This window comes from Sorangium sp. So ce426, from assembly GCF_051475585.1.
Taxonomy (GTDB): domain Bacteria; phylum Myxococcota_A; class Polyangia; order Polyangiales; family Polyangiaceae; genus Sorangium; species Sorangium cellulosum_B.
The window spans coordinates 3,481,253-3,503,303 of the sequence record NZ_CP150341.1 but is presented as its reverse complement, the minus strand read 5'-3'; the positions used below and the strand labels follow the sequence as shown (position 1 = coordinate 3,503,303).

The following is a 22,051-nucleotide window of genomic DNA, read 5'->3' as shown; positions in this document are numbered from 1 at the left end:
TGCGCCGGCGCGGCGCCGCCGCGGCGACGCCCTCGCGCTCACAGCCAGGCGTTGTTGAGGATCTCGCCGACGCCGCCGGCGCCCGGGACGATGTACTGGATGCTGTTCAGGCCGCGCTCCTCGTCCCAGTGCGTGCCCGGCTCGGTCTTGAGCACGCGCGCCGGCGAGAGGCCGCGATCGAGCCGGAGCGCGTAGATGATGGCGTCCGGGTGCGCCTCGGTGACGCGGCGGATGTACTCGGGCGTCACGATGAGGTGCATGGCGATGCACTTGGCCGGCCGCCCCTCGAGCGCGGTCTTGTAGTACGTCATGGCGCTGACCATGGACGAGCCGGTGGCGCCCATCGGGTCGGGGAAGAGCACGTGGCGCCCCTCGACGTCGCGGCCGATCTTGGCGTCGTGCCAGGTCGCGCCGACGACCTCGCCCTGCTCGTTCGTCTGCCGGCTCATGAACAGGTGATCCTGCCGGACCAGCGCGGGATCGAGGACCTCGTTCAAGAGCTCGTAGACGACCTGGGAGGGCATCGTCCCGGCGCGCGCGATGCCCACGGTGACGGCCTTGGTCGCGCGCGACAGCGCGGCGCCGCGATACACGGCCTCCGGGTGGGAGGAGATCATCCGGGTCGGGATGTCGACGCGCGCACGCCCCAGCTCGGCGGCGAGGACGGCGCGCGCCAGGTTCTGGTAGAGAACCCCGACGAGACGCCCGACGTCGGGCTGGACCGTCTCCGGGGAGCAGGCTCGAGCCAGCAGAGTCCATGCGAGCGGGTCATCGAGCAGGTGCACGCACGGACCGTACCGGTGGGCGATTTCGGGGGGCCGGAATCGACTCTCAGCGTACGCAACGTCGACCATCGTTTTTCTGTTACACTACCTGGCCCGGCGCGGGGTATTCCTCCGGGTGCGCGCCGGTGCTCTCCCCGGGAGCGGAGTGGTTTCGAAGCGATGAGGGCGCCCGCCCAGCGGGCTGTCCCGGTGGACTTGCAAAGGAAGGGATGTTCGGTGGATAGCGACCTTGCCGAGTCGGTTACGGCGCTCAAGGATGCCTTTGTCCGAAGAGGCATCCCTGCGAGGTTCGGAAAGGCGGCTCCAGCGGCGGTGGAAGAGCTGCGCAAGACGCTGCGGGTGCCCGCGAGGTACCGCGCTTTCCTGCAGGAGGCCGACCCGCTCGACGTCGAGACGGTGACCCCGGTCGAGCGTGTACGCCTCATCCCCTCCGAGAAGCTCGCGGCCGAGCAGCAGGCGAACGGCGGCGACAGCTCCCTCGCAGGCTGGCGCAAGAGCTGGATCCTCATCGCTCGCAGCGCCCTGCTGGGAGATCCCTATTTCCTCGACATCTCGAAGCTCGACGCCGAGGGGGACTGCCCCGTGTTCACCTGCATGACGGGGACCGAGTCGCTCAAGCCGGAGCTCTGCGCGTCGAGCTTCCAGCAGTTCCTGCGCATCCTCGCTACCTCGATGGAGGTCGCGTCCGGCTTCGGAGAGAGCGGCCTCGACGACGACGACGAGGCCATCTTCCGCGAGGCGCTCGCGCCGAAGATCAAGACCATCGACTCCGCGGCGCTCCGCGCGGGCCACTGGACCTGACGTAACCTCCACGGCGCGCTGCTCGCCGGGCGCGCCGCGGATCGAGCTGACCGCGCCATGGCCAGGTGCCTCGTATGCAACGCCGAGAACCCCGGCTCCGCCCGGTTCTGTGTGGCGTGCGGCGCGTCGCTGACCGCGAAGGAGGCGGGCGCCGGCGCGGCGGCCTCGGCGCCTCCCGCGCCCGGCCCGCGGGCGACCGTCCCAGGGCAGCCGCTGCTGGGCGCGCTGGCGCCCGAGGATCCAGCGCACAGGGCCAGCCTCTCGGCCCTCGCGGCCGGCGGCGCGAACGGGCCCGCGGCGAACGTCCACGCGCCTCACGTCGTCCCCGCGCCGCTGGCGGGCTCGCTGCCGCGGCGCGCGCCGGGCGGCCACCTGCCGGCGGGGACGCTCGTCGATCAGAAGTACGTGGTCGAGCGGGTGCTCGGCGAGGGCGGCATGGGCGTCGTCTACCTCGCTCGGGACGTCCACACCGGCCTGCACGTGGTGCTGAAGGCGGTGCGCCAGGAGCTCGGGCACCGGCCGGACGTGCGCGCGCGGACGCTCGCCGAGGGCCGCGCGCTCGCGCAGATCGATCACCCGAACGTCGTCCACCTGAAGGCGGTGGTGGCGGAGCGAGACGACCTCTGGCTCGTCATGCAGTACATCGACGGCGAGAGCCTCGAGCAGACGCTCGCCAGGTACGCCGAGGAGCGCCGGCGGATGCCCCTGCCCGAGGCGCTCTCGATCTTCCGGCAGATCGCCTCCGGCATCGCGGCCGCGCACCGCGAGGGGGTGATCCACCGCGATCTCAAGCCGGCGAACGTGCTCCTCCGCGGCAAGGACGGCGTCGCGAAGGTCACCGACTTCGGCATCGCCAAGGCCGAGGCGGACGCGCTCGCGGGGCGCGGGCTGACCAAGGGGATCATCGGCTCGCTCTATTACATGTCGCCGGAGCAGGTCCTCGGGCGCCGCGATCTCGACAAGCGGGTGGACATCTACGCGCTGGGCGTCGTGCTCTACGAGATGCTGGTGGGGCAGGTGCCGTTCGACGCCGAGAGCGACATCGAGATCATGCGGCAGCACGCGGAGGCGCCGCTCCCCCTGGTCAGCGCCGTGCGTCACGACGTCCCTCCGGAGCTCGACGCCTTCCTCCGGAAGGCGTGCGCCAAGGAACGGGCGGATCGCTTCGCCAGCTGCGAGGAGCTGCTCGCCGCGCTCGACGCGATCGCCCACCCTGCGCCTGCCGCGGCCGCCGCGCCGCTCGGCGCGTCGAGCCGCCCGCCGCCGCCCGCGGCCACGACGGTCGACGAGGTCCGCGAGCGGCTGCGGTCGCCGTCGGGCGCTGCGCTGGCCAGCGGGCCTGCGGGGTCGCAGCGCGCGCGCGGCTCATGGCTCGCGATCGGCGCCGGGGCCCTCGTGATGTTCGGCGGGGCCGCCGCGCTGCTCGGGCTGGGCGTGCTCGACAGGCCGCGCGAGGGTCGCCGGCGGGCCGCCTCGTCGAGGGAGCAGCGCCCGGCGGCCAGCGCGAGCAGCACCACCCCGGCGACGAGCGCGGAGCAGCCGCAGCCGTCGCCGCTCGCCAGCCTGACCGGGCTGTGGGTCGGCAACGGGCGCGAGCTCGAGGCCGTCCTTGCCGGCGAGTCGCTCGAGTTCCGGGTCCGCCGCCCGGAGCAGTTCGCGCCGCAGGACTATGCCGAGGGCGAGGCCCGCTTCTCGCTGCGCGAGATCCCCGGCGAGACCGGGGTGTTCGCCGTCGAGGACCGGCTCCGCTTCATCGCCCCCGAGTCGCGCAAGTTCGATCCGGCCCGCTCCAGGGGCACCTGCCAGGACGTCCGCAGCGCGGTGGAGGGCCACCCCCTGCGCGCGAGCTTCGACGGGGCCCGCCTGAGCGTCGAGTTCGCGAAGATCGAGCCCTCGACGAGCAATTTCGTGGTGGAGCGCGGCAAGGTCGTCAGCTGCGTCGGCCTCAGCGCCCTCCCCGCCACGCGCGTCGTGAGCACGCTGTCGAGGATGTGAGCATCGGCGCGCTGGCGCTGAAGCCCGCCCGGCAACGCGCGTCGCCGAGCGGGCTCAAAGTCCACCCACGGCGGGCACCGGCTGCGGCTTCCCGGCGTGGATGACCGCGCAGCGGACGGTCGTCGACGAGGTCGGCGCGCTCGCCCGCCCGCCGCCCAGCACGAGCGTGCCGAAGATGCTGCGCGCCGCCGCATCGACCTCCGCGGCGCCGCGCGGCGGCACCGGGTTCCCGCTCGCGTCGAACACCGTCACCGCCTGCACGACGCCGCGGGCGATCTCGCCGTCCGGGAAGGACATCATCACCGTGGCGCGGACGTAGGCCGAGGCCCCCTCGACGATCCCGAAGCTGTACGGCTTCTTCGCGAAGGCGCCGCAGAAGCCGCTCGTGCCCATGCCGCCGTCGGGCCCGTAGTTCGCCGACGCCCACTGCCCCACGTTGACCGTGAGCCCGCTCTCCCCCGAGCCCTGCGCGTACTGGACGCACTGCGCGAGCGCGGGATCCCACATCGCGCCCGTTGGGCAGCGCCCGACCTTCGCGCACGCCTGGCCGGTCCAGACCTCGTCGCGCGCGCAGGTCTGCGAGAGCGGGACACACGCGGCGGTCGGACCGTCGACGATGAGCTCCTGGCCAGGCGGGCACCCGAGCTTCTGCCCGGCGCCGACCGCGACGCCGATGTTGGTCGCCACCTGCTCGCGCGGCACGCAGTAGCCCGTGCTCTGGTCGATCTCGTCGCCGGGCCGGCAGCGATCGGGAGCGCACCCGCCGGCCTCGTAGTGGCGACCCACGCCGCAGTAGGCGTTCGCCGCCTGGGGTGTGAGGCACTGGCCCGCGACCGAGAGGTAGCCCTTCAGGCACCGGCAGCGGTTCTGCTTCGTGTCGAAGCCGGCGCCGTCGCTGCACGACGAGATCGAGCAGCGGCAGCTGCTGCCCTGGCAGATCTTGAGGAAGCAGGAGTTCTCCGGGCAACCGACGAGCACGGCAGGCGCCAGCGCGAGGAGCACGACCGAGAGCGCGGTGGAGGCGAGACCAAACGAGCCGGACCGCATCGGGCGACCCTACTCGATCCGCTCAGACCGGGGAACTCGGGGAGCGACGCGCGGCGGCCGCCGCGATGCGCTGCCGCGCCCGCGGCGGTCGCAGCGGCGCGGCCGACGTACCGGCGGCCGGGGTGGTGTGGTAGGGGGTGTCGCCGTCCACGCGGAGATTCCACCGCGCCGGGCCCTATCAAGCCATGCTGCCCATCTACATCGAAGGTTCGCCTCAGTTCGAGTCCACCCTGTCAGCCCTGCGCACCCGCGGCACGGGCGACCTCGCGAACGTCACGCCGGCCGTGACCGAGATCATCGACAACGTGCGGCGCGGGGGGACGTCCGCCGTGCTCGGGTACATCGAGAAGTTCGAGCGGAGGACGTCGAAGGCGCTCGTCCGCCACGCAGGCCCCGAGGCGGAGGGCGGCTTCGGCGGAGCCGAGGCGCTCGCGAGGCTCTCGCCGGAGGTCCGCGCCGCGCTCGAGACCGCGGCAGCGAGGATCGCGCGTTACCATGAGCGGCAGCGCGACGCGGGCGACCTCGGCCCCGCGAACGTGACGGCGAACGGGCCCGCGCTGCAGGCCGGCTTCAGCTACGAGGAGGAGGGCGTCCTGCTGGGCATGCGCGTGCGCCCGCTGCGCCGGGTCGGCGTCTACGCGCCGGGCGGCAAGGCCCGCTACCCCTCCAGCGTGCTCATGTCGGCCATCCCCGCGCGCATCGCCGGCGTGCGGGAGATCGTCCTCGCGAGCCCGTCGGCCGACGACGCCACGCTCGCCGCGGCGCACCTCTCCGGCGTGACGACCCTGCTCGACTCGGGCGGCGCGCAGGCGATCGCGGCCATGGCTTACGGGCTCCCGGAGCTCGCGCCGGTCGACAAGATCGTGGGGCCCGGCAACGCCTACGTCGCCTGCGCGAAGAAGCTGGTCTTCGGGGATGTGTCGATCGACGGCATCACCGGGCCGAGCGAGATCCTCGCGCTCGCCGACGAGTCCGCGGATCCCCGGCTCGTCGCCGCCGATCTGCTCTCGCAGGCCGAGCACGACGAGGCGTCCTACGCGCTGCTCGCGACGACCTCCGCGAAGCTGGCGGAGGCGGTCGCGCGCGAGCTCGACGCGGCGCTCCCCGAGCTCACGCGTCGCGCGATCGTGCAGGCGTCGCTCTCGACGCACGCGGCGGCGCTGGTCGTCGGCTCGCGCGCTCGCCTCGCCGAGATCGCCGATCAGCTCGCGGTCGAGCACGTGGCCTTCCACGTCGCCGACGCCGAGGGGCTGTTCTCGGAGATCGGCACGCTCGGCGCCGCGCTGCTCGGCGACCTAACCCCGGTCGCCGCGGGCGACTACCTCGCGGGGCCCTCCCACGTCCTCCCGACCGGCGGCTCGGCCCGCTTCGGCGCGCCGCTCGGGGTCTACGACTTCGTGACGCGCGCGAGCCTCATCCGGTACTCGGGCGCGGCGCTCCGGACGCAAGGCCCGATCATCGAGAAGCTGGCCCTGGCCGAGGGCCTGCAGGCGCACGCCCGCGCCGTGTCGCTCCGCCTCGCGAGCAAGGCGACCGACCCCGCGAAGCGCGGCGCGTCGCAGTCCTGACACCGCGCTGCCGCCCGGCGCGCCGCGCCCTCGGGAGCGCGGCGCACGAGGGCGCGCTGTCGACCGCGCTCCCCTGACCTATCGTTCTCGGCTCAGCCGAGCGCTGCGCGCGCCGCCGCGATCGGCCGCCTTGCGCGGCCTCGCGGCGCCGTGCGCCCCCGCCAGGCTCACTCGGCGCGGAGGTAGCCCGCGTTGATCATCTTCAACACGGACTGCGCGGTCTCCAGATCCGTCGCGGGGCTCTTGTTGAGGACCATCGCGAGGTGCCCGTGGTTGTAGACGACCTGGAGGACGTCGAGATCGACGGGCGAGAGATCGCGGAGCTGCGGCTTGAGCGGCTGGGGGATGAGCAGGCGCGCCGACAGGTCCGGGAGCTGGTGGCGGATGTTGTTCAGCTCGTCGATCTGCCGGAGCCCCTCCATGAGGAGCTCCTGCACCGTCGCGCTGATCTCGCCGGTCATGACCCGCTCCTCGGCCGCCTCGAGGTCGAACGTCCCGCCGGCCCAGGTGAGGATCCGGTAGACGCTCTTCAGCGGCGGGACGTCGGTCAGATCGTTGATGGTCGCAAAGGTCACGATGCCCTTGCGCAGGTAGATCTTGCCGACGTCGTCGTCGGAGCGGACCACGAGGACGCCGCTCTTCTTCGATGTGCCGAAGAGCTGCAGCAGATCCGGGAGCGGGATCTCGTCGATCGACCCGGACATCGACCGGGTCTGACCGCTCCTCAGCGATGGCTCGTCCATCCGTTTCCGCGCCGGCGGCGCGCCCGGGTCGGTGGAGACGACCTTGAGGATGCTGGTGCCGATGAGCACCCGATCGCCTTCCTTCAGGGTCGTCTTCTTGATCTTCTCGCCGTTGACGAACGTCCCGTTCGTCGAGCCGAGATCCTCGATCACAATCGACTGTTCGGTGCAGGCAATCCGGGCATGGCGCCGGGAGACCATGTCCTCGACGAGGACCATGTCGAGGTCGCTGGAGCGACCCACGACGATCTCCTGCTGCTCCCCGAGGGGGAATTCGCCGCCTTGGTACTTCCCGGAGATGAAGCGCAACGCTAGTTGCCGCGTTGCCGACACCTTGGGAGCGTGGTTATCCATCGCAGGGAGTAAAAACCTTCGTGCGCTTACGAGAGCGCCAGCAGGGGGCAAAGCTTAGTTTCACCGAGCAAAGGTGGTCAAGAGATCCGGTCCGTTCTTTCAAATGAGTCGGCTCGTCCGATCCTGACGCAACGCGCCGGCCCCCCTCCCTCGGCCGCCACAGGGGCGCGCCGCGGGGGTAGGGGCCAACGTACTCGGCGCACGCGAGTGTATCCAATTTGAGGGAAAGAGGGCGATTGGCTCCGTCGAAACGGTCGGCACCGCCGGTTTCCGGGGCCCCCGGGCCCCGGGCGGCGCGCCGGGCCGCCTCAGCGAGGAATCCTGCGGTCGCTCGGCTCATTGCCCTTGCTTTCGAGCCCGGCATGTTGAACGGCCTCGGCGTGAGCTCCGAAGCGACGCGACCCACCCTCTCCGCAGGCGATCCGCTGGGCACGCACCGCGTGCTCGATCCACCGGGGGCCATGCCGCAGCCGGCAGAGCGGCTGGACGCCGACGCCTCGCGCCACTTCGAGACCGAGATCGTCGTCGATGTGCAGACGCTGAACATCGACGCCGCGAGCTTCCGCCAGATGGAGGAGGCCTCCGGCGGCAGCCCGGACGGCGTGGCCCGGCTCGTCCTCGAGACGGTGGCGCGCCGGGGCAAGCAGCACAACCCGGTCACCGGCTCGGGCGGCATGCTGCTCGGCGTCGTGCGTCGGGTCGGCGCGCTCGCCGAGCACCGCGGCGTCGCCGTCGGCGATCGCGTCGCGACGCTCGCGTCGCTCTCGCTCACGCCGCTCTCGCTCCGCCGGATCATCGCCGTGCGGCCCGCGTCCGCGCAGATCGACGTCGAGGGCACCGCGATCCTCTTCGGATCGGCGCCGCTCGCCCGGATGCCGACCGACATGCCCGAGCGGCTCGCCCTCGCGCTGCTCGACGTCGCGGGCGCCGCGCCTCAGGTGGCGCGCCTCGCCGGCCCGCGCGACAGCGTCGTGGTGCTCGGCGCGGGCGGGAAATCGGGCCTCCTGTGCGCGGCCGAGGCGCGGCGCTGCGTCGGCCGCGCCGGGCGCGTCATCGGGATCGAGGCGTCGCCGGGGCTCGCCGCCGATCTGCGCTCGCTCGCGATCTGCGACCACGTCGCCGTCCTCGACGCGCGCGACCCCCTCGCCGTGCGCGACGCCGTGCTGCCGTTCACCGGCGACGCGGGCGCCGACCTCACGCTCTCGTGCGTGAACGTCCCAGGCGTGGAGCTCAGCGCGATCGTCGCCACGCGCGATCGCGGCAAGACGTACTTCTTCGCGATGAGCACGAGCTTCACCGCCGCCGCCCTGGGGGCCGAGGGGATCGGCAAGGACGTGGATCTCTACATCGGCAACGGCTACGCCCACGGACACGCCGAGCACACGCTCGCGCTCGTGCGCGAGCATCCCGCGCTCGAGCGGCTCATGACCTCGCGCTACGGCTGAGCGCCCCGCTCGACGCGACGCGCGCGGCGCGCATGCGCCCAGACGCCGCGGGCGCTTCTGGGACGCGCCCAGGCGCCGCGGGCGCCTCCGGGGCCACCGGCTTCAGCCGGGCCGCTCCTGAGGGGCCGCCTCGGCGGGCGAAAGCGCCGCGGGCGACGGCTGCGGCGCGCTCAGCTTGTCGACGGCGGCGGGGAGGATCACGGCGAAGGTGCTCCCCTTCCCCTCGTACGACCGGACCTCGATGCGGCCGCCGGCGCTCTGCGCGATGCGCTGGCTGATGGACAGGCCGAGCCCGGTCCCCTTGTCCTTCGTCGTGAAGAACGGCAGGAAGATGTTCGCGAGCACCTTCTGGGAGATCCCGGGGCCGTTGTCGGTGACGTTGAGCTCGACGAACGGCTCGTCCGAGCCCGAGCCGGGCCGCGTGCCGCGGCCGAAGCGGACGCGCGTCGAGATCACCACCTTGCCCCGGCCCTTCATGGCCTGAACGGCGTTGCGGAACAGGTTCATCAGCACCTGCCGCAGCTGCTCTGGATCGATGGCGACGCGGGGGAGATCGGGATCGAGCGTGACCTCGACCTCGAGCTGGTCGTTCCTGCGCTCGATCGAGAGCACCTGCAGAGTGCGGCGCACGATCGCGTTCACGTCGGTCGGGACGACCGAGCCCTGCGCCGGCCGCGCGAGATCGAGCACCGAGCCCACGACGCGATCGAGCCGATCGACCTCCTCGAGGATGATCCCGAGGAACTCGCGCGACGCCGCGTCGATCTGCGCTTCCGGCACGGGATCGGCGAGCAGCTGCGCCGCCCCCTTGATCGCGCCGAGCGGGTTCCTGATCTCGTGCGCGAGCCCGGCCGCCATCTGGCCGAGGAGCGCGAGCCGGTCGCGCTCCTTCATCTGCGCGTAGAGGCGCGAGTTCTCCAGGACGACGCCGATCTGCGCGGCGAGCGTCTCGAGCAGGGTCAGCTCCTCGGGCGAGAACGCGTCGCGCACGCGCGTGTCCGCCACGACCAGGAGCCCGATCGGCTCGCCCTGCTCGTCGCGCGCGCACAGCACCACGCCCGAGCAGAGGCTGCCGAGCACCTCGGCCGCCGCGAGCACCGCGTCCTCGGGGACCTGGGGCCGCACCTCCGTCCGCCGCGCGAAGTTGCCGTCGTCGTCCGCGTCGCTCTGGCTGCGGCGCGCCCGCCGCTCGCGCGCCTCCCGCTCCAGCTCCTCCATCGCGAGCGGCCCGCGGTCGAGGCGATCGAGCAGCGCCCTCGCGGTCGCCACCTCGATCCGCTCGGGGACCCGCGGCCCGAGCGAGGCGAGCCGGTCGAAGCCCGTCCCGTCCTGATCGCGCAGGTAGAGCGCCGCCGCCGTGACCCGGCGCGACTGCTCGAGCGCGCTCATCACGATCGAGCCCATCTCGTCCACCTCGAGCGTGTGCACGAGGCGCCGCCGGGCCTCCGCGAGCGAGCGGTCGAGGTCGAACCGCTCCCGCAGGAAGAGGCGCTGGAGCTGCTCCTCGACGCGCTCCCGCAGCGGGTCGAACAGCACCAGGATGACGATCGCGGCGAGCACCGCGTTCAGGTACATCGTGTTGAAGCCGCCGATGAACGTGAGCAGGAGATAGAAGATCAGCGCGATCAGGAACGCGACCGCCGTGGCGACGAGCAGGCGCGCGAGCATCTCGTAGGCGTCGAGCAGGCGCTCGTGACGGAGGGCCTGGGCGAGGACGAACAGGAACACGATCGAGAGCGCCGCGCCCACGGGCGGCGGCTCCGCGCCGAGGAACCAGGCGAAGTCGGCGACGCTGGCGAGCCCGGCGAGCGCGCCGATCACCACGAGGAACCGCACGCGGCGCTGCGTCGCGCGCGAGGAGCTCTGCTTGCCGCGCTGGCCCAGCGTGTACAGCCCCGCGGTGAGCAGCGCGAAGACGTAGAGGAAAATGCAGCCGCGCGTGAGCCAGTCGAGCCACGAGCCCGGCTCCCGGCTCACCAGCACGAGGACGAACAGCGGGATGACGAGCACCCCCGCGAACCGGAGCAGCCGCGAGCGCCGATCCGGGTCATGGGGGATCATCGCCTCGAAGAGCTGCAGCGCGAACTGCGGGAGAAGCACGGCGAGGATCGCCGTGAAGCGCTCCCAGATCGAGGCCTGGAAGAAGCCGAAGAGCGACTGCGAGAGGTACCAGAGCCCGACGTCGGCGGCGAACGCGGCGAAGAAGAGGTGGACGCGGCGGACGCGACCTCGCAGCAGCGTCGACGCCGCGATGGCGAGGGCAAGGGCCCCGCAGACAAGGGTCGTCCGTGTGCGGAGATCGATCCCGAGCGGCGCCACGCGCGAAGGCTACCGCGGCGAGCCGCGCGGCGACCGCAAAACGCGCCGGGGAGCGGGGCCGGGCGGCGCCGGGGCGCGGGCGCGCTCAGGCCGCCCGGGCGCGCGGCTCAGCGCGTCCCGTCGCTCTCGGAGGGAGCGGCGTCGCGTCTGTCCGCGCTGCTGGGGCTCCACGGGAGCGGGTCCGGGTTGCAGCGCTCCTGCGATCGCACCTCGATCGTCGTGGGCGCGCCGTCACCGCTGGACGGCGGCGCGACGTCGCGCGGCGGGAGCGACGCAGGCGAGACGAAGTCGGTGACGGGTACGACGACATCGCCGTCGGTGCCATCGCTCGATCCGGACGCTTCTTCGGAGATCATCGGGTCGAGATCGCTCCACGCTTCGACGCTCTGCTCCTCGTGCTCTGGGGACGCGATCGCGCAGCCCGCCAGCAGCAGAGGCGCCGCGAAGCCCCCCGACAGCCAACTCCTCCAGCAACCTCGCATCACTTCAATCCTCCGAAGTCCCGCCAAAGCCATACTGTTTGACAAGCTGGGAAAGCCGCGGGCGTTTCATGCCCAGGAGCACGGCGGCGCGCGTGATGTTCCCACGACTCTCGTCGAGCGCCCTAGCAACGCACTCGCGCTCGATCTCGCGCTTCATGTCGCTGAGGCTGACCCCTCCGCGGACATGAGCGTACGCGAGCTCCAGCGGCGTGCGATCCACGGGCGTCGATGGGGAATGTGCCACCAGCGTCGCCTGATCGGGCGCCGACGCGCGTGGCCCGCTGGACGGCTCTCTGGGCGCGTCTCTGGACGGCTCTTTCGACGATTCTCTCGACGATTCTTTCGACGATTCTCTCGACGATTCTTTCGACGATTCTTTCGACGATTCGAAAGCAGGGTGCATGCCAGCCCTCGGTGTCATCGGAGCGCTCACCTGCTCCGCGGCGTCGAGCTCCCGCAGCCCTTCGACGTTCGTCGTGAAATCCTCGAGATCGATCACCTCGCCGTCCGCGAAGATCGCCGCGGCGCGCAGGGCGTTCTCGAGCTCGCGCACGTTCCCCGGCCAGGCGTGCCGCGACAGCGCCTCGATGGCCCGGCTGGACAGGCGCTTCGGCGCCACGCCACGCTCGCCGCCGATCCTCTCCAGGATCGCGGCCGCGATCGCGGGCAGATCCCGCGGCCGATGGCGCAGCGCGGGGACCTCCAGGACGACCTGCCGGAGCCGGTAATAGAGATCTTCCCGGAACTCGCCCCGGGCGACCATCGCACGCAGGTCGCGGTGGGTCGCGCAGAGGATCCGCACGTTCGCGCGCAGCGGCGTGACACCCCCGACCCGCTCGAAGGTCTTGTCCTGCAGGACGCGGAGCAGCGCGACCTGCGTGCGCGGCGAGATGTCCCCGATCTCGTCAAGGAAGAGCGTCCCCCCCTCGGCGAGCTCGAAGCGCCCGCGGCGGCGCGACGCCGCGCCGGTGAACGACCCCTTCTCGTGGCCGAACAGCTCCGAGAGCAGCAGCGTCTCGACCAGGGCGGCGCAGTTGACCTTGATCAGCGGGCCCGCGCGCCGCGCGCTCACCTCGTGGATCGCCTCGGCGACGAGCTCCTTCCCGGTGCCGCTCTCGCCGTGGATCAACACGGTCGCGTCGCTCGCGCCGACCTTCTCGATCTGGTGGATGAGGCTGAGCAGCGCCGGCGTCGTCCCGACCATCCGCTTGATCGCGGGGCCCGCGCTCGCCGGCCTCGGGGCGCGAGCCGCTCCCCTTCCGCACCCGGCGCACGCGCTGGAGCCGCAGAGCTCGCAGCCCCTCGGCTCCGCCTCGGCCGCGCTGCGCGCGCACGCCTCCAGCCGGGCGAGCTCGGCGAAGCTCCGGCGCGCGAGGAACTTGCGCGCGATCTCGGGCGGGAGCGACTCGGCGATGCGATCGCGGAGGTCGATCGCCGCCTCCAGGTGCGAGCGCGCCGCCGTGGGCTCGTCCTCGGGGGCGCGCGACGCGCGGTCCCCGGCGGACGACGCGTGGTGAAGGAGCACGTGCGCCTCCAGGGCGCACTCGTGGCTGTGGGCCTGGCGCGACAGCGCGAGCGCCTCCGCGGCGATCTGCCCGAACGGCGCGCCGGCGGCGCGCGAGCACATCGCCTCGAGGAGGGCGATCTCGGCGCGGTGCCGGTCGGAGGTCGCCTCGGCGCGCGCCCGCTGGATCATCTGACCGGCCTGCAGGAGGTCGCCGTCGTGCAGCGCGATGCGCGCGGCGATCGCGTAGCACTCGCCGAGCTTCGAGCCGGCGCCGCAGGCGAAGGCGGCCGTGAGCTCGGACCAGGCGTCCACCGTGCGGCGGCACTCGAGGTGGATCTGCGCCGCCACGTAGGCGACGTGCGTGATCCGGACGCCAGGGATGACGTGGCCGCAAGCCTTCCGCGCGAACGCGAGCGCCTGCTCGGCCTCCTCGATGAGCCCGAGCTGCAGCCGGATCTCGGCGAGGTTCGTGATGAGGTTCACGAGCGCGACCTTGTCGCCGATCCTCCGGAAGATCTCGATCGCGCGCTCGAAGAGGCGCAAGGCCTCCGGGTACTCGTGCTTCAGGTGGGCGATGACCGCGAGGTTCGTGAGCGCATAGCCGGTCGCCGCGCGCTCGCCGCGCCGCTCGCCCTCCTCGAGCACGCCGGCGAGCATCGTGCGCGCCTCGTCGAGGCGGCCGCTGGAGAGCAGCGCGATGGCGCGGTTCAGCCGGGCGCGCAGCTCGCTCACGTGCTCGCCCGCGCACGCCGCCTCCCACGCGTCGGCCGCGAAGTGCAGCTCCGCCTCGGCCCAGGCCTGCTGCGCGAGGAGCAGCTTGCCGAGGATGTTGCGCGCCTGGAGGCGCGTCGCGATCTCCCCAGCGCCGGCGAGCCCCTCCTCGGCGCGCGCCTTGGCCGCCGCGAGGTCGCCCGTCTTGCAGCAGAGCTCCGCCATCTCCACGGCGCCGCGCGCCCGCTCCTCGGGCGTGGCCGCGAGCGAGAGCGCCCGCGAGAGCACCATCGCGGCGGTCGTGAGGTCGCCGCGCGCGCTCGTCGCGCGGCCGCGCACGAGCAGCGCGGCGAACGTCTCCCGCTCGCGCTGGGCCGCGGAGGAGAAGTCGATGGCGAACTCGATGTCGCCGAGCCGGAGCGCGAGCGTCGCCGCGCGCAGCAGCCGCTCGCCCGGCGCGGCGCTCCCGCCGGAGAGCGCCCGCATCGTCCGGGCCCAGCGCTGCCAGAAATCGGCGCGCGCCGACGGCTCGCCGACCGAGGAGATCGCGAGCATCGCCGCGGCCTCGGCGCGATCGTCCTGGCCCAGCGAGGCGAGGAGCTCGCTCGCGCGCGAGAGGCTCCACGGGTCGGACGACTGCTCCTCGAGCGCCTCCGCGATCGCGAGCACATCCTCGCGATCGACGCCGGCCGGGTCGACGATCGCGCGCCGCGCGGCGACCCACCCTCGATCGTCGACCTCGATCAGACCGAGGGCGGCGAGCTCCTGGGCGACCCCCTGGCACGCCGCGTCCCCGGGCCCGGGCTCCGCGCGCCGCGCCGCGAGCTTTCGGAGCTGCGCGGACGGCCAGGGCCGCTGGCTCAGCGCGAGCCGGTCGAGCAGGCGCGCGGCCTCGCGGCTCGGCGGCTGCCGCGCGGGGCGCTGCTCGGGCGGCGCGGCCAGCACGGCGGAGCAAAAGCCCTCCAGCGCGTCGAGCCGCTCGATCTTCGCGACGACCCGGCGCTCCGCGTCCGCCGCGAACGCCTCCCAGAAGCGGTGCAGATCGTCCGGCGACGCGATGCCGTCGATCGTGAGCGCGCTCGTCCAGGGCCGCATCGCGCCGTCGCTGCACACGATGACCAGCGCGGAGCACGACCCCTCCGCGATGAGGCGCGTGACCTCCTCCAGCACCAGGCTCCCCCAGCTGGTGGCCTCTCCCTCGGCGACCAGCAGGATCGCGCCTTGCGCGGCGGCGCTGATGCCCTGCGCGACCGCCGCCGGATCGGCAGAGGTGACAGCGCAGCGAAGCGCGAGATCGCGCCATGGATCCCGATCCGCGGCGTGCGCGGCCGAGATCAGCGAGCGTCCCACACCTCGAGCGCGGCGCGCGAGGTGGGAACAAACGGCGTCCAGGACCGACCGCTGTCCATGGACGTGGAGCACCCCACGCGACGCGGCATCACGGACGCGCTCATCGAGCGCCCGGAACCCCCCGGAGTCGCTCGTGATGACGGAAGAAACGCAGGCTGCGGCAACGGATCCCAAGGCAACAAAAGCGTACCTCTCCGCCGGACCGCGCATCAATGGATCCCGCCGTCGAATATAATGAGGCGCCTACCTCACCATAAGAAAATTACAGTCTTATTGCGGTGTTCCGTCCAGGACCCGCTGGATGGCGTCGAACGCATCCGCGGGAGCTTCGCCCAGGACGCGGGCCAGCGGGAGCTGCGTCGCCGCGGCGGCGACGTAGAGCGGTACGAGGTGCGGCGCGAGCCGACGGAGCGCTTCGAGGTGCCGCGCGACGCCGGCCGCGTCGCCGCGGCGCACCGGCCCCGTCAGCGCGTCGGGCACGCCGAGGACCTCCACGTTGTCCGCGACCGTGCGGAGCAGCGGGCCGAGCATCTCGGCCGCCGTCCTCCGATCGATGCCCGCGCGCTCGAGCAGGTCGACGCCGGCGGCGGCGAGCGCGGCAGCGCCGTTGGCGACCAGGCCCGCCGCCGCGTGGTAGGCGACGCGGTCGAGGCCGGAGAACGTGCGCGGCGTCATGCCGAGGCACACCCCGAGCGAGCGAGCGGCGCGCACGGCGGTCGGATCGCCGTCGATGTGGAGCTGGCCACGCTCCAGGAAGGGCGCGAACGAGGGCGAGGCGAACGAGATCATCGGGTGCATCTGCGCGACCGAGACGCGGCCGCCTCGCGCCCCCGCGAGCGCCTCCGGGCCGAGCGCGCCGGCGCAGTGCACCACCGCGACGTCCCTGTGGCCGACGAGCCCGCGGTCGCGCAGCGCCTCGGCGCACGGCGCGATATCCCGATCGCGCACGGCGAGGATCACGAAGTTCGCCTCGATGCGCTCCGACGGCAGGCCGTCCCGCGCCGGCCGGAGGGTCACCCGTAGCCCCGCGTCGCGGATCGCGCGCGCGAGCCCGCGGCCCACCTTGCCGCCGCCATAGATGAACACCTCCAGGAGGGCGTTGTCCTCCGGGTGCACCGGCGACGGGCGCGTGCTGTCCATCTCGCTCATGGATCGCTCCTGTAAAGGCGGTGCGCGAGCACGTAGTCCAGCACGGCGCGCGGCACGCGCTGGTGGACGGCCTCGAGATCGCCCGCCGCGAGCGCGCGGCGGATGTCGCTGCTCGAGATCCGAGGCAGCTCCACGTCCGCGGGGCGCAGGTGAGGACGAGCATCGGCCGGCCCCGCGTCGAGGCGCTCCGCGGCGGGCGCGACGACGCCGGAGCGGCCGAGGACGATCGGCGGGGCGAGCTGCTCGATGCGGTCGAAGCGGTGCCACCTCGGCAGATCGGAGAGCACGTCGGCGCCCACGAGCAGGCGCATCGCCCAGCCCGGGTGCGCCGCCGCGAGGTGCTCCAGCGTGCGCAGCGTGAGGCTCTCGCCGCCGAGATCGCGCTCGACGGGCGACACCGACACGCCCGGGAGCCACCCGAGCGCGAGGTGGCACATGGCCAGGCGATGCTCGAACGGCACGAGCTCCTTCGAGAAGGGGTGGCGGTAGACAGGGACGACGAGCACCTCGTCGATCGGCGCGACGGAGATCGCGTAGGTGGCCGCGAGGACATGCGCGACGTGGGGCGGGTTGAAGCTGCCCCCGAAGATGGCGACGCGGCGCGCCTCGGGCGCGCGCGCGGCCGGGGCGCGGGCGGGCGCGTCAACCGTGCGAGCCACCTTGAACCCTCAGCCTGGGGCCGGCGGCGGACGGGCCCACGAGCTCGCGCGCCGTCACCGCGCCGCTCGCGTTCATCACCTCGATCCGCACGCCGCCCTGCCCGTCGTCGAGGAGCGCCGTGCCGCCGTCGGAGCCGATCGGCCCGGGAGAGAAGAACGTCCGCGAGCCGACCTTCTTGATGAGCGGCTCCGGGCTCTTGCCGAAGACGAGGAGCGACGCCGCCACGATGTCCTCCTCGTCGAGCGCGGCCTTGTCGAACACGAAGAGCGCGACGCGCCCGTCCAGGATCTCGATGGTGCGCCGGCCCGACGGCAGGCTCATCAGCACCCGGAGGCGCAGCCGAGCGCGCTCGGACGCCACGAAGGCGTCGATCTGGTCCGGGGTCGCGGCGGCGCACCGAGCGGCCCGATCGAACAGCGCGCCTTCGGTGGGGTCCGCGCCGACCAGGCGCTGCGCCCAGCCCACGACGACCCTGTCGAGCGCGTCGTCCTCGGCGACGTAGATGACCCGCTCGGCGTGGCCTTCGTCGAGCAGGTGCTGCGCGCCGCGAGCGAGCGCGGGCAGATCACCCTGAGCAGGGCCGAGGACGCCGAGGCGCATCGGACACAGCATAGATCACCGCGCCAAGGTGAGGGCACCTTCTCCACTCCGCCCGCTCCGCGCACTACCCGCGCCTCGGCTGCCTCCCGCTGCCGCCCGTTGCCTCCGATTGCCTCCCATGATTCCCGCGCCTCCCGCGCCTCCCGCGCCTCCCGCGCCTCCCGCGCCTCCCGCGCCTCCCGCGCCTCCCGCGCCTCCCGTGATTGCGCGCCTCCGCGCGTCGGGCTCCTGCCGCCGGCGATCGTCTGTCTTTCCCTGCTCCGGCCTCTCTCCGTCTCTCTCCTCCATGCTCGCTCCCGCGCCCTCCTCTGCCGGCGCGGCGCGCGTCTGCTAGCGTCCGCCCATGTTTCGGCGAGCTCGCGCGCTCCAGCATCCAGTCACCATCACCCTCGACGGGGCGGACGTCCCGGCGGAGCGGGGCGAGCCCCTGGCCGTGGCGCTGATCGCCTCCGGGCGCGTGACGCTCGCGCGGAGCCCGAAGCTGCACCGTCCCAGGGCGCCTACCTGCCTGCGCGGAGGCTGCGACGGCTGCCTCGCGCGGGTCGACGGGGTGCCCAACGTGATGACCTGCCTGCGACCGGCGGCCGGTGGAGAGCGCATCGAGGTGCAGAACGTCGTGGGCTCGCGGCAGGCCGACCTGCTCCAGGTGACCGACTGGTTCTTCCCCCAGGGGATCGACCACCACCACCTGATGGCCGGCGTCCCCGGCCTGTCCGGGGTCATGCAGTCGATCGCGCGCAAGCTGGCGGGGCTCGGGCAGCTGCCGAGCGCGGCCCTCCCCCCCGAGCGCGCCGCGCGGCTCGACGTGGACGCGGCCGTGATCGGCGCCGGGCCCGCGGGCGTTTTGGCCGCGTCGGCGCTCTCGGCGCGCGGCCTCCGCGTGGCGCTGGTCGACGACGGGCTCGCCCCCGGCGGGTCGCTGGCCGGCGCGCCGCGCCGCGCGGCGGAGCTCCTCGCGCGATACCCGCTCGACGGCGTCCGCGTGCTCCGCCGTCACGTGGCCGCCGGCGTTTACCTCGGCGAGCTCCTGGTCGCCGGCGACGCGGGCGCGACCGTGATCAGGGCGCCCGCCAAGGTCTTCGCCACCGGGGCGCACGACGGCGTCGCGGCGTTCCCGAACAACGATCTGCCCGGGGTCTTCTCGGCGCGCGCTTTCTGCCGGCTCCTCGCGTGCGGCGTCGAGCCGACCGGCCCCGTCGCGCTCGCGGGCGAGGGCCTCTGGGCCGACGAGCTCGCGAGCGCCCTCGGCGACCGCATCGCGGTCCGGATCCCGCTCGCCGCGCTCGCCGCGGTGAACGGGATCTCGCAGGTGAAGAGCGTGACGGTGCGCGACGCGCCCTTCGCCCCCGACAGCCCGACGAGCGACGTCCGGATCGTGGCCGTCGCGGTGGACGCGCCGGCCGCGCCCGCGTTCGAGGTCGCCGCGCAGGCGGGCGCGCGCGTCGAGATCGACCCGCGCGCGGGGTACGCGGTGCAGGTGGACGCGCGCGGCAAGGCCGGCGACAGCCTGTGGGCGATCGGCGAGTGCACCGGCGCCCCGCTCGATCTCGCCGGCATCGCGCGGGCGGCGACGACCCTCGCCGACGACGTGCTCGCGGCGCGCGGCGCGCCCGCGTGAGCCTGCGGGCGCGCGCGTCGAGATCGACCCGCGCGGCGGCTCAGCCCTCGATGATCAGATCGAAGAGGCCGAGCCCGCCCGCGAGGAACACGACGTCGAACACGCCCATGAGCGCAACGTAGTCGGTGAGCTCGCCGATCGACGCGCCGCCGAAGAGCTCCCGCGTCCCCGCGACCGCGGCGAGCAGCGTGGGCGCGAGCAGCGGGAAGAGCACGCTCGCGAGCACGAGGTCGCGGGCGCGGGTGCGCACGGTCATGGCCCCGAAGAGGGTGCCGCTCGCGGCGATGCCCGGCGTCGCCGCGAGGCAGAAGAGCGCGAGCCCCGGGCCCGTCTTCACGAGATCCACCGCGAAGAGGAGCGCCGCGACCGGGATGATGATCACCTCGACCGCGATCACGAACGCGCAGAGCCCGAGCGCCTTGCCGGCGAAGAGCGCGCTCCTCGCGATGGGCAGCACGAGCAGGCCCGAGAGCGCGCCGTCCTCGCGCTCGCGCTGCCACGTGCGGCTCAGCGCGAGCACCGACGCGAACGCCACGCTCACCCAGATGACGCCGGGCGCGACCCGCTCGGCCGCGTCCTGGCCCGCGTAGAACGCGAGCGACGCGATCACGGCGACGAGCACCGCGAAGAACCCGCTCGTGGTGACGATCTCGCCTGTGGCGAGCTCGATCGCGAGGTCCTTCCGCGCGACGAGCGCCGCCTGGCGCGCCCAGCCGGGCCGGCGCCGGGGGAGCGACGCGCGGACCGAGGGCGCCGTGCTCTCCGAGATCACGGCGCGGAGGTGAGGCTCAGGTACGTCTGGTCCTTGAGCCCCCGCTCGTAGTCGGCGAGGAGCCGCATGCCCTCGGTCGGCTTGAGGAGGTCCTGCTTGATCGCGCCGTCCACCTGGGCCTTCACCTTCCCCACGAGATCGCGGTTGTCGTACTGGGTCAGCGCCAGCACCTCGTGGATCTTGTTCCCGGCGATCGTCTCCTCGATGTAGTACCCGCTCTCCTCGTCCTCATCGAGGAAGACGTGCACCTCGTTGACCCGGCCGAAGAGGTTGTGGATGTCGCCCATGATGTCCTGGTACGCGCCGGTCAGGAAGATGCCGACGTAGTACGGCTGGTCGCCCGAGATCGGGTGCAGCGGGAGCGTGTCCTTCACGTCGTTGAGATCGATGAACTTGCTCACCTTGCCGTCGGAGTCGCAGGTGATGTCGACGAGCGTGCTGTCGGCCGCGGGGCGCTCGTTCAGCCGGTGGATCGGCACGATCGGGAAGAGCGCGCCGAGCGCCCAGTGATCGAGCAGCGACTGGAACACCGAGAAGTTGCAGATGTACTGGTCGGCGAGCTGCTTGCGGAGCTCGCCGAGATCGTCCGGCACCTCCTCCGGCTCGAGCGACGACGCGATCTTCTGCATGCCCTCGGCGATCTCCCAGAAGAGGATCTCGACCCGGGCCTTCACGTCGAGGTTGAGGAGGCCGAGCTCGAACATCTTCTGCGCCTCCTCCTTGATCTGGAGGAGGTCGTGCCACGACTCGCCGAGGTTCGGCCCGGAGATGTTGTCCTTGATGTAGAGGAGGTTCTGGATGAGCTTGTGCTCCTCGGTCTGGATGTCGATCGGCGACATCGGCGTCTTCTCGATCGAGCCGAACGCCTGGACGACCAGCACCGAGTGGTGCGCGACGATCGCTCGCCCGGACTCGGAGACGATGTTGGGGTGAGGCACCCGCTCCTCGTCGCAGATGTCGGCGATGTTGTGCACGATGTCGCGCGCGTACTCCTCGACCGAGTAGTTCATCGAGGAGTGGAACGTCGAGCGCGAGCCGTCGTAGTCGATGGCGAGCCCGCCGCCGACGTCGATGTACTCGATGCGCTGCCCCATCTTGCGGAGCTTCGCGTAGTAGCGCGTCGCCTCGCGCACGGCGCGCTTGATGATCAGGATGTCCGGCACCTGCGAGCCGATATGGAAGTGGAGGAGCTTGAACGAGGAGCTCATGCCCGCCTCGTCCATGATCCTGATCGCCGCGAGGATCTCGGCGGTGGAGAGCCCGAACTTCGCGTTCTCTCCGCCCGACGTCTTCCACTTGCCCGCGCCCTCGGTGAGCAGCCGCACCCGGAGCCCGATCATCGGCTCGACGTTCATCTCCTTGGCGACGCGGGTGATCATCCGCACCTCGGAGAGCTTCTCCGCGATGAGGATCACCTTCTTGCCGAGCTTGCGCCCGATCAGCGCCGTGCGGATGAAGTTGTCGTCCTTGTAGCCGTTGCAGACGATCAGCGACTCGGGGTCGGTATGGACCGACAGGCCGGCGAACACCTCGGGCTTGGAGCCGACCTCGACGCCGTAGTGGTAGGTCTTCCCCGCGTCGAGGATCTCCTCCACGACCTCCCGGAGCTGGTTCACCTTGATCGGGAACACGCCGCGGTACGTCCCGCGGAACTTGCTCTCGGCGATCGCCCTGTTGAAGGCCTCGTTGAGCGCCCGCACCCGGTGATGGAGCAGATCCTGAAAGCGGATGAGCAGCGGCGTGCGGAGCCCTTGCTCGAGCGCCGCGTCGACGACGTCGCGGATCGCGATCTTGCTGCCGCGCTCCTGGAGCGGCGCGACCGTGAGGTTGCCGTCCGGGCTCACGTCGAAGTAGCCACGACCCCAGCGGTCGATCATGTAGAGCGACTTGGCGTCTTCGGTCGTCCAGACGTCGTTCTCGGTCTCGTGCGCGCTGCTCACGGTCGTTCTCCTTGGCGGGGGCCGCGGCCGGCGGCGCCAACACCTTCTCTGGGAGGGCCCCCAGGAGGGGGCTTCTGGCTCATCAGGGGGACGTCAGATCGTCGGTCCGACGCAGGACGGCGGGAGGCCGCGCGCTGGCGACGCGGCTCATTACGATAGGAACGCCTGACCTTCAAGGGCAGGCAGCCCGGTCACAACCGGCGGG

The 22,051-nt window shown here is 72.6% G+C and carries 16 protein-coding genes; 5 read left to right on the top strand and 11 right to left on the bottom strand.

The features are described 5' to 3' along the window. Window positions 1–38: 38 nt before the first annotated feature. Window positions 39–854: a uracil phosphoribosyltransferase gene (locus WMF44_RS13360; protein WP_012235100.1), complete on the bottom strand. Its 816-nt coding sequence runs from the start codon at window positions 852–854 to the stop codon at window positions 39–41. 243 nt (window positions 855–1,097) lie between these two features. Here WMF44_RS13360 and WMF44_RS13355 point away from each other — a divergent pair, with 243 nt between their 5' ends. Beyond that, on the top strand, window positions 1,098–1,586 hold the full coding sequence (locus tag WMF44_RS13355) for an SMI1/KNR4 family protein (RefSeq protein WP_012235099.1): 489 nt from the start codon (window positions 1,098–1,100) through the stop codon (window positions 1,584–1,586). 57 nt (window positions 1,587–1,643) lie between these two features. After that, window positions 1,644–3,581, top strand: coding sequence for a protein kinase domain-containing protein (locus tag WMF44_RS13350; RefSeq protein WP_437299505.1), 1,938 nt, complete (start codon window positions 1,644–1,646; stop codon window positions 3,579–3,581). 54 nt (window positions 3,582–3,635) lie between these two features. Here the strand turns inward: WMF44_RS13350 and WMF44_RS13345 are convergent, their stop codons facing one another. Then, window positions 3,636–4,628 (bottom strand): hypothetical protein, encoded by a 993-nt coding sequence (locus WMF44_RS13345; RefSeq protein WP_437299504.1) that lies wholly within the window; start codon window positions 4,626–4,628, stop codon window positions 3,636–3,638. Between the two features lie 185 nt (window positions 4,629–4,813). Here WMF44_RS13345 and hisD point away from each other — a divergent pair, with 185 nt between their 5' ends. Further along, window positions 4,814–6,196, top strand: a complete 1,383-nt coding sequence (hisD, locus tag WMF44_RS13340; protein WP_437299503.1) for a histidinol dehydrogenase — start codon at window positions 4,814–4,816, stop codon at window positions 6,194–6,196. Between the two features lie 167 nt (window positions 6,197–6,363). Here hisD and WMF44_RS13335 read toward each other — a convergent pair whose 3' ends face one another. Next, window positions 6,364–7,293 carry a DUF4388 domain-containing protein gene (locus WMF44_RS13335; RefSeq protein WP_437299502.1) on the bottom strand — a complete coding sequence of 310 codons (930 nt, stop codon included), beginning with the start codon at window positions 7,291–7,293 and terminating at the stop codon, window positions 6,364–6,366. A gap of 362 nt (window positions 7,294–7,655) precedes the next feature. On the opposite strand from WMF44_RS13335, the gene WMF44_RS13330 reads away from it, so the two are divergent. Next, entirely contained in the window at window positions 7,656–8,738 is a 1,083-nt protein-coding gene (locus tag WMF44_RS13330) for an L-erythro-3,5-diaminohexanoate dehydrogenase (RefSeq protein ID WP_437299501.1), read from the top strand. Window positions 8,739–8,840: 102 nt separating this feature from the next. Here WMF44_RS13330 and WMF44_RS13325 read toward each other — a convergent pair whose 3' ends face one another. The 6 genes from WMF44_RS13325 to WMF44_RS13300 all read right to left on the bottom strand — a co-directional run bounded on the left by WMF44_RS13325 (window position 8,841) and on the right by WMF44_RS13300 (window position 17,516). Beyond that, entirely contained in the window at window positions 8,841–11,057 is a 2,217-nt protein-coding gene (locus WMF44_RS13325) for an ATP-binding protein (protein WP_437299500.1), read from the bottom strand. A 107-nt stretch (window positions 11,058–11,164) separates the two neighbouring features. Further along, window positions 11,165–11,539, bottom strand: a complete 375-nt coding sequence (locus WMF44_RS13320) for a hypothetical protein (RefSeq protein WP_437299499.1) — start codon at window positions 11,537–11,539, stop codon at window positions 11,165–11,167. A gap of 4 nt (window positions 11,540–11,543) precedes the next feature. Next, window positions 11,544–15,107, bottom strand: a complete 3,564-nt coding sequence (locus tag WMF44_RS13315) for a sigma 54-interacting transcriptional regulator (protein ID WP_437299498.1) — start codon at window positions 15,105–15,107, stop codon at window positions 11,544–11,546. A 270-nt stretch (window positions 15,108–15,377) separates the two neighbouring features. After that, a complete protein-coding gene (locus WMF44_RS13310) occupies window positions 15,378–16,256 on the bottom strand; it encodes a DUF2520 domain-containing protein (RefSeq protein WP_437299497.1) in 879 nt (292 codons plus the stop codon). Continuing rightward, window positions 16,253–16,915 (bottom strand): nicotinate (nicotinamide) nucleotide adenylyltransferase, encoded by a 663-nt coding sequence (nadD, locus tag WMF44_RS13305; protein WP_437299496.1) that lies wholly within the window; start codon window positions 16,913–16,915, stop codon window positions 16,253–16,255. Before nadD ends, WMF44_RS13310 begins: the two co-directional genes overlap by 4 nt. After that, window positions 16,899–17,516, bottom strand: a complete 618-nt coding sequence (locus WMF44_RS13300; RefSeq protein ID WP_437299495.1) for a hypothetical protein — start codon at window positions 17,514–17,516, stop codon at window positions 16,899–16,901. The genes nadD and WMF44_RS13300 overlap by 17 nt, the downstream gene beginning before the upstream one ends. A 343-nt stretch (window positions 17,517–17,859) precedes the next feature. On the opposite strand from WMF44_RS13300, the gene WMF44_RS13295 reads away from it, so the two are divergent. Next, window positions 17,860–19,134 carry a 2Fe-2S iron-sulfur cluster-binding protein gene (locus WMF44_RS13295; protein ID WP_437299494.1) on the top strand — a complete coding sequence of 425 codons (1,275 nt, stop codon included), beginning with the start codon at window positions 17,860–17,862 and terminating at the stop codon, window positions 19,132–19,134. A gap of 40 nt (window positions 19,135–19,174) precedes the next feature. Here WMF44_RS13295 and WMF44_RS13290 read toward each other — a convergent pair whose 3' ends face one another. Further along, on the bottom strand, window positions 19,175–19,906 hold the full coding sequence (locus tag WMF44_RS13290) for a heme exporter protein CcmB (RefSeq protein ID WP_437299493.1): 732 nt from the start codon (window positions 19,904–19,906) through the stop codon (window positions 19,175–19,177). Next, window positions 19,903–21,846, bottom strand: a complete 1,944-nt coding sequence (speA, locus tag WMF44_RS13285; RefSeq protein ID WP_437299492.1) for a biosynthetic arginine decarboxylase — start codon at window positions 21,844–21,846, stop codon at window positions 19,903–19,905. Before speA ends, WMF44_RS13290 begins: the two co-directional genes overlap by 4 nt. Between the last annotated feature and the right edge of the window lie 205 nt (window positions 21,847–22,051).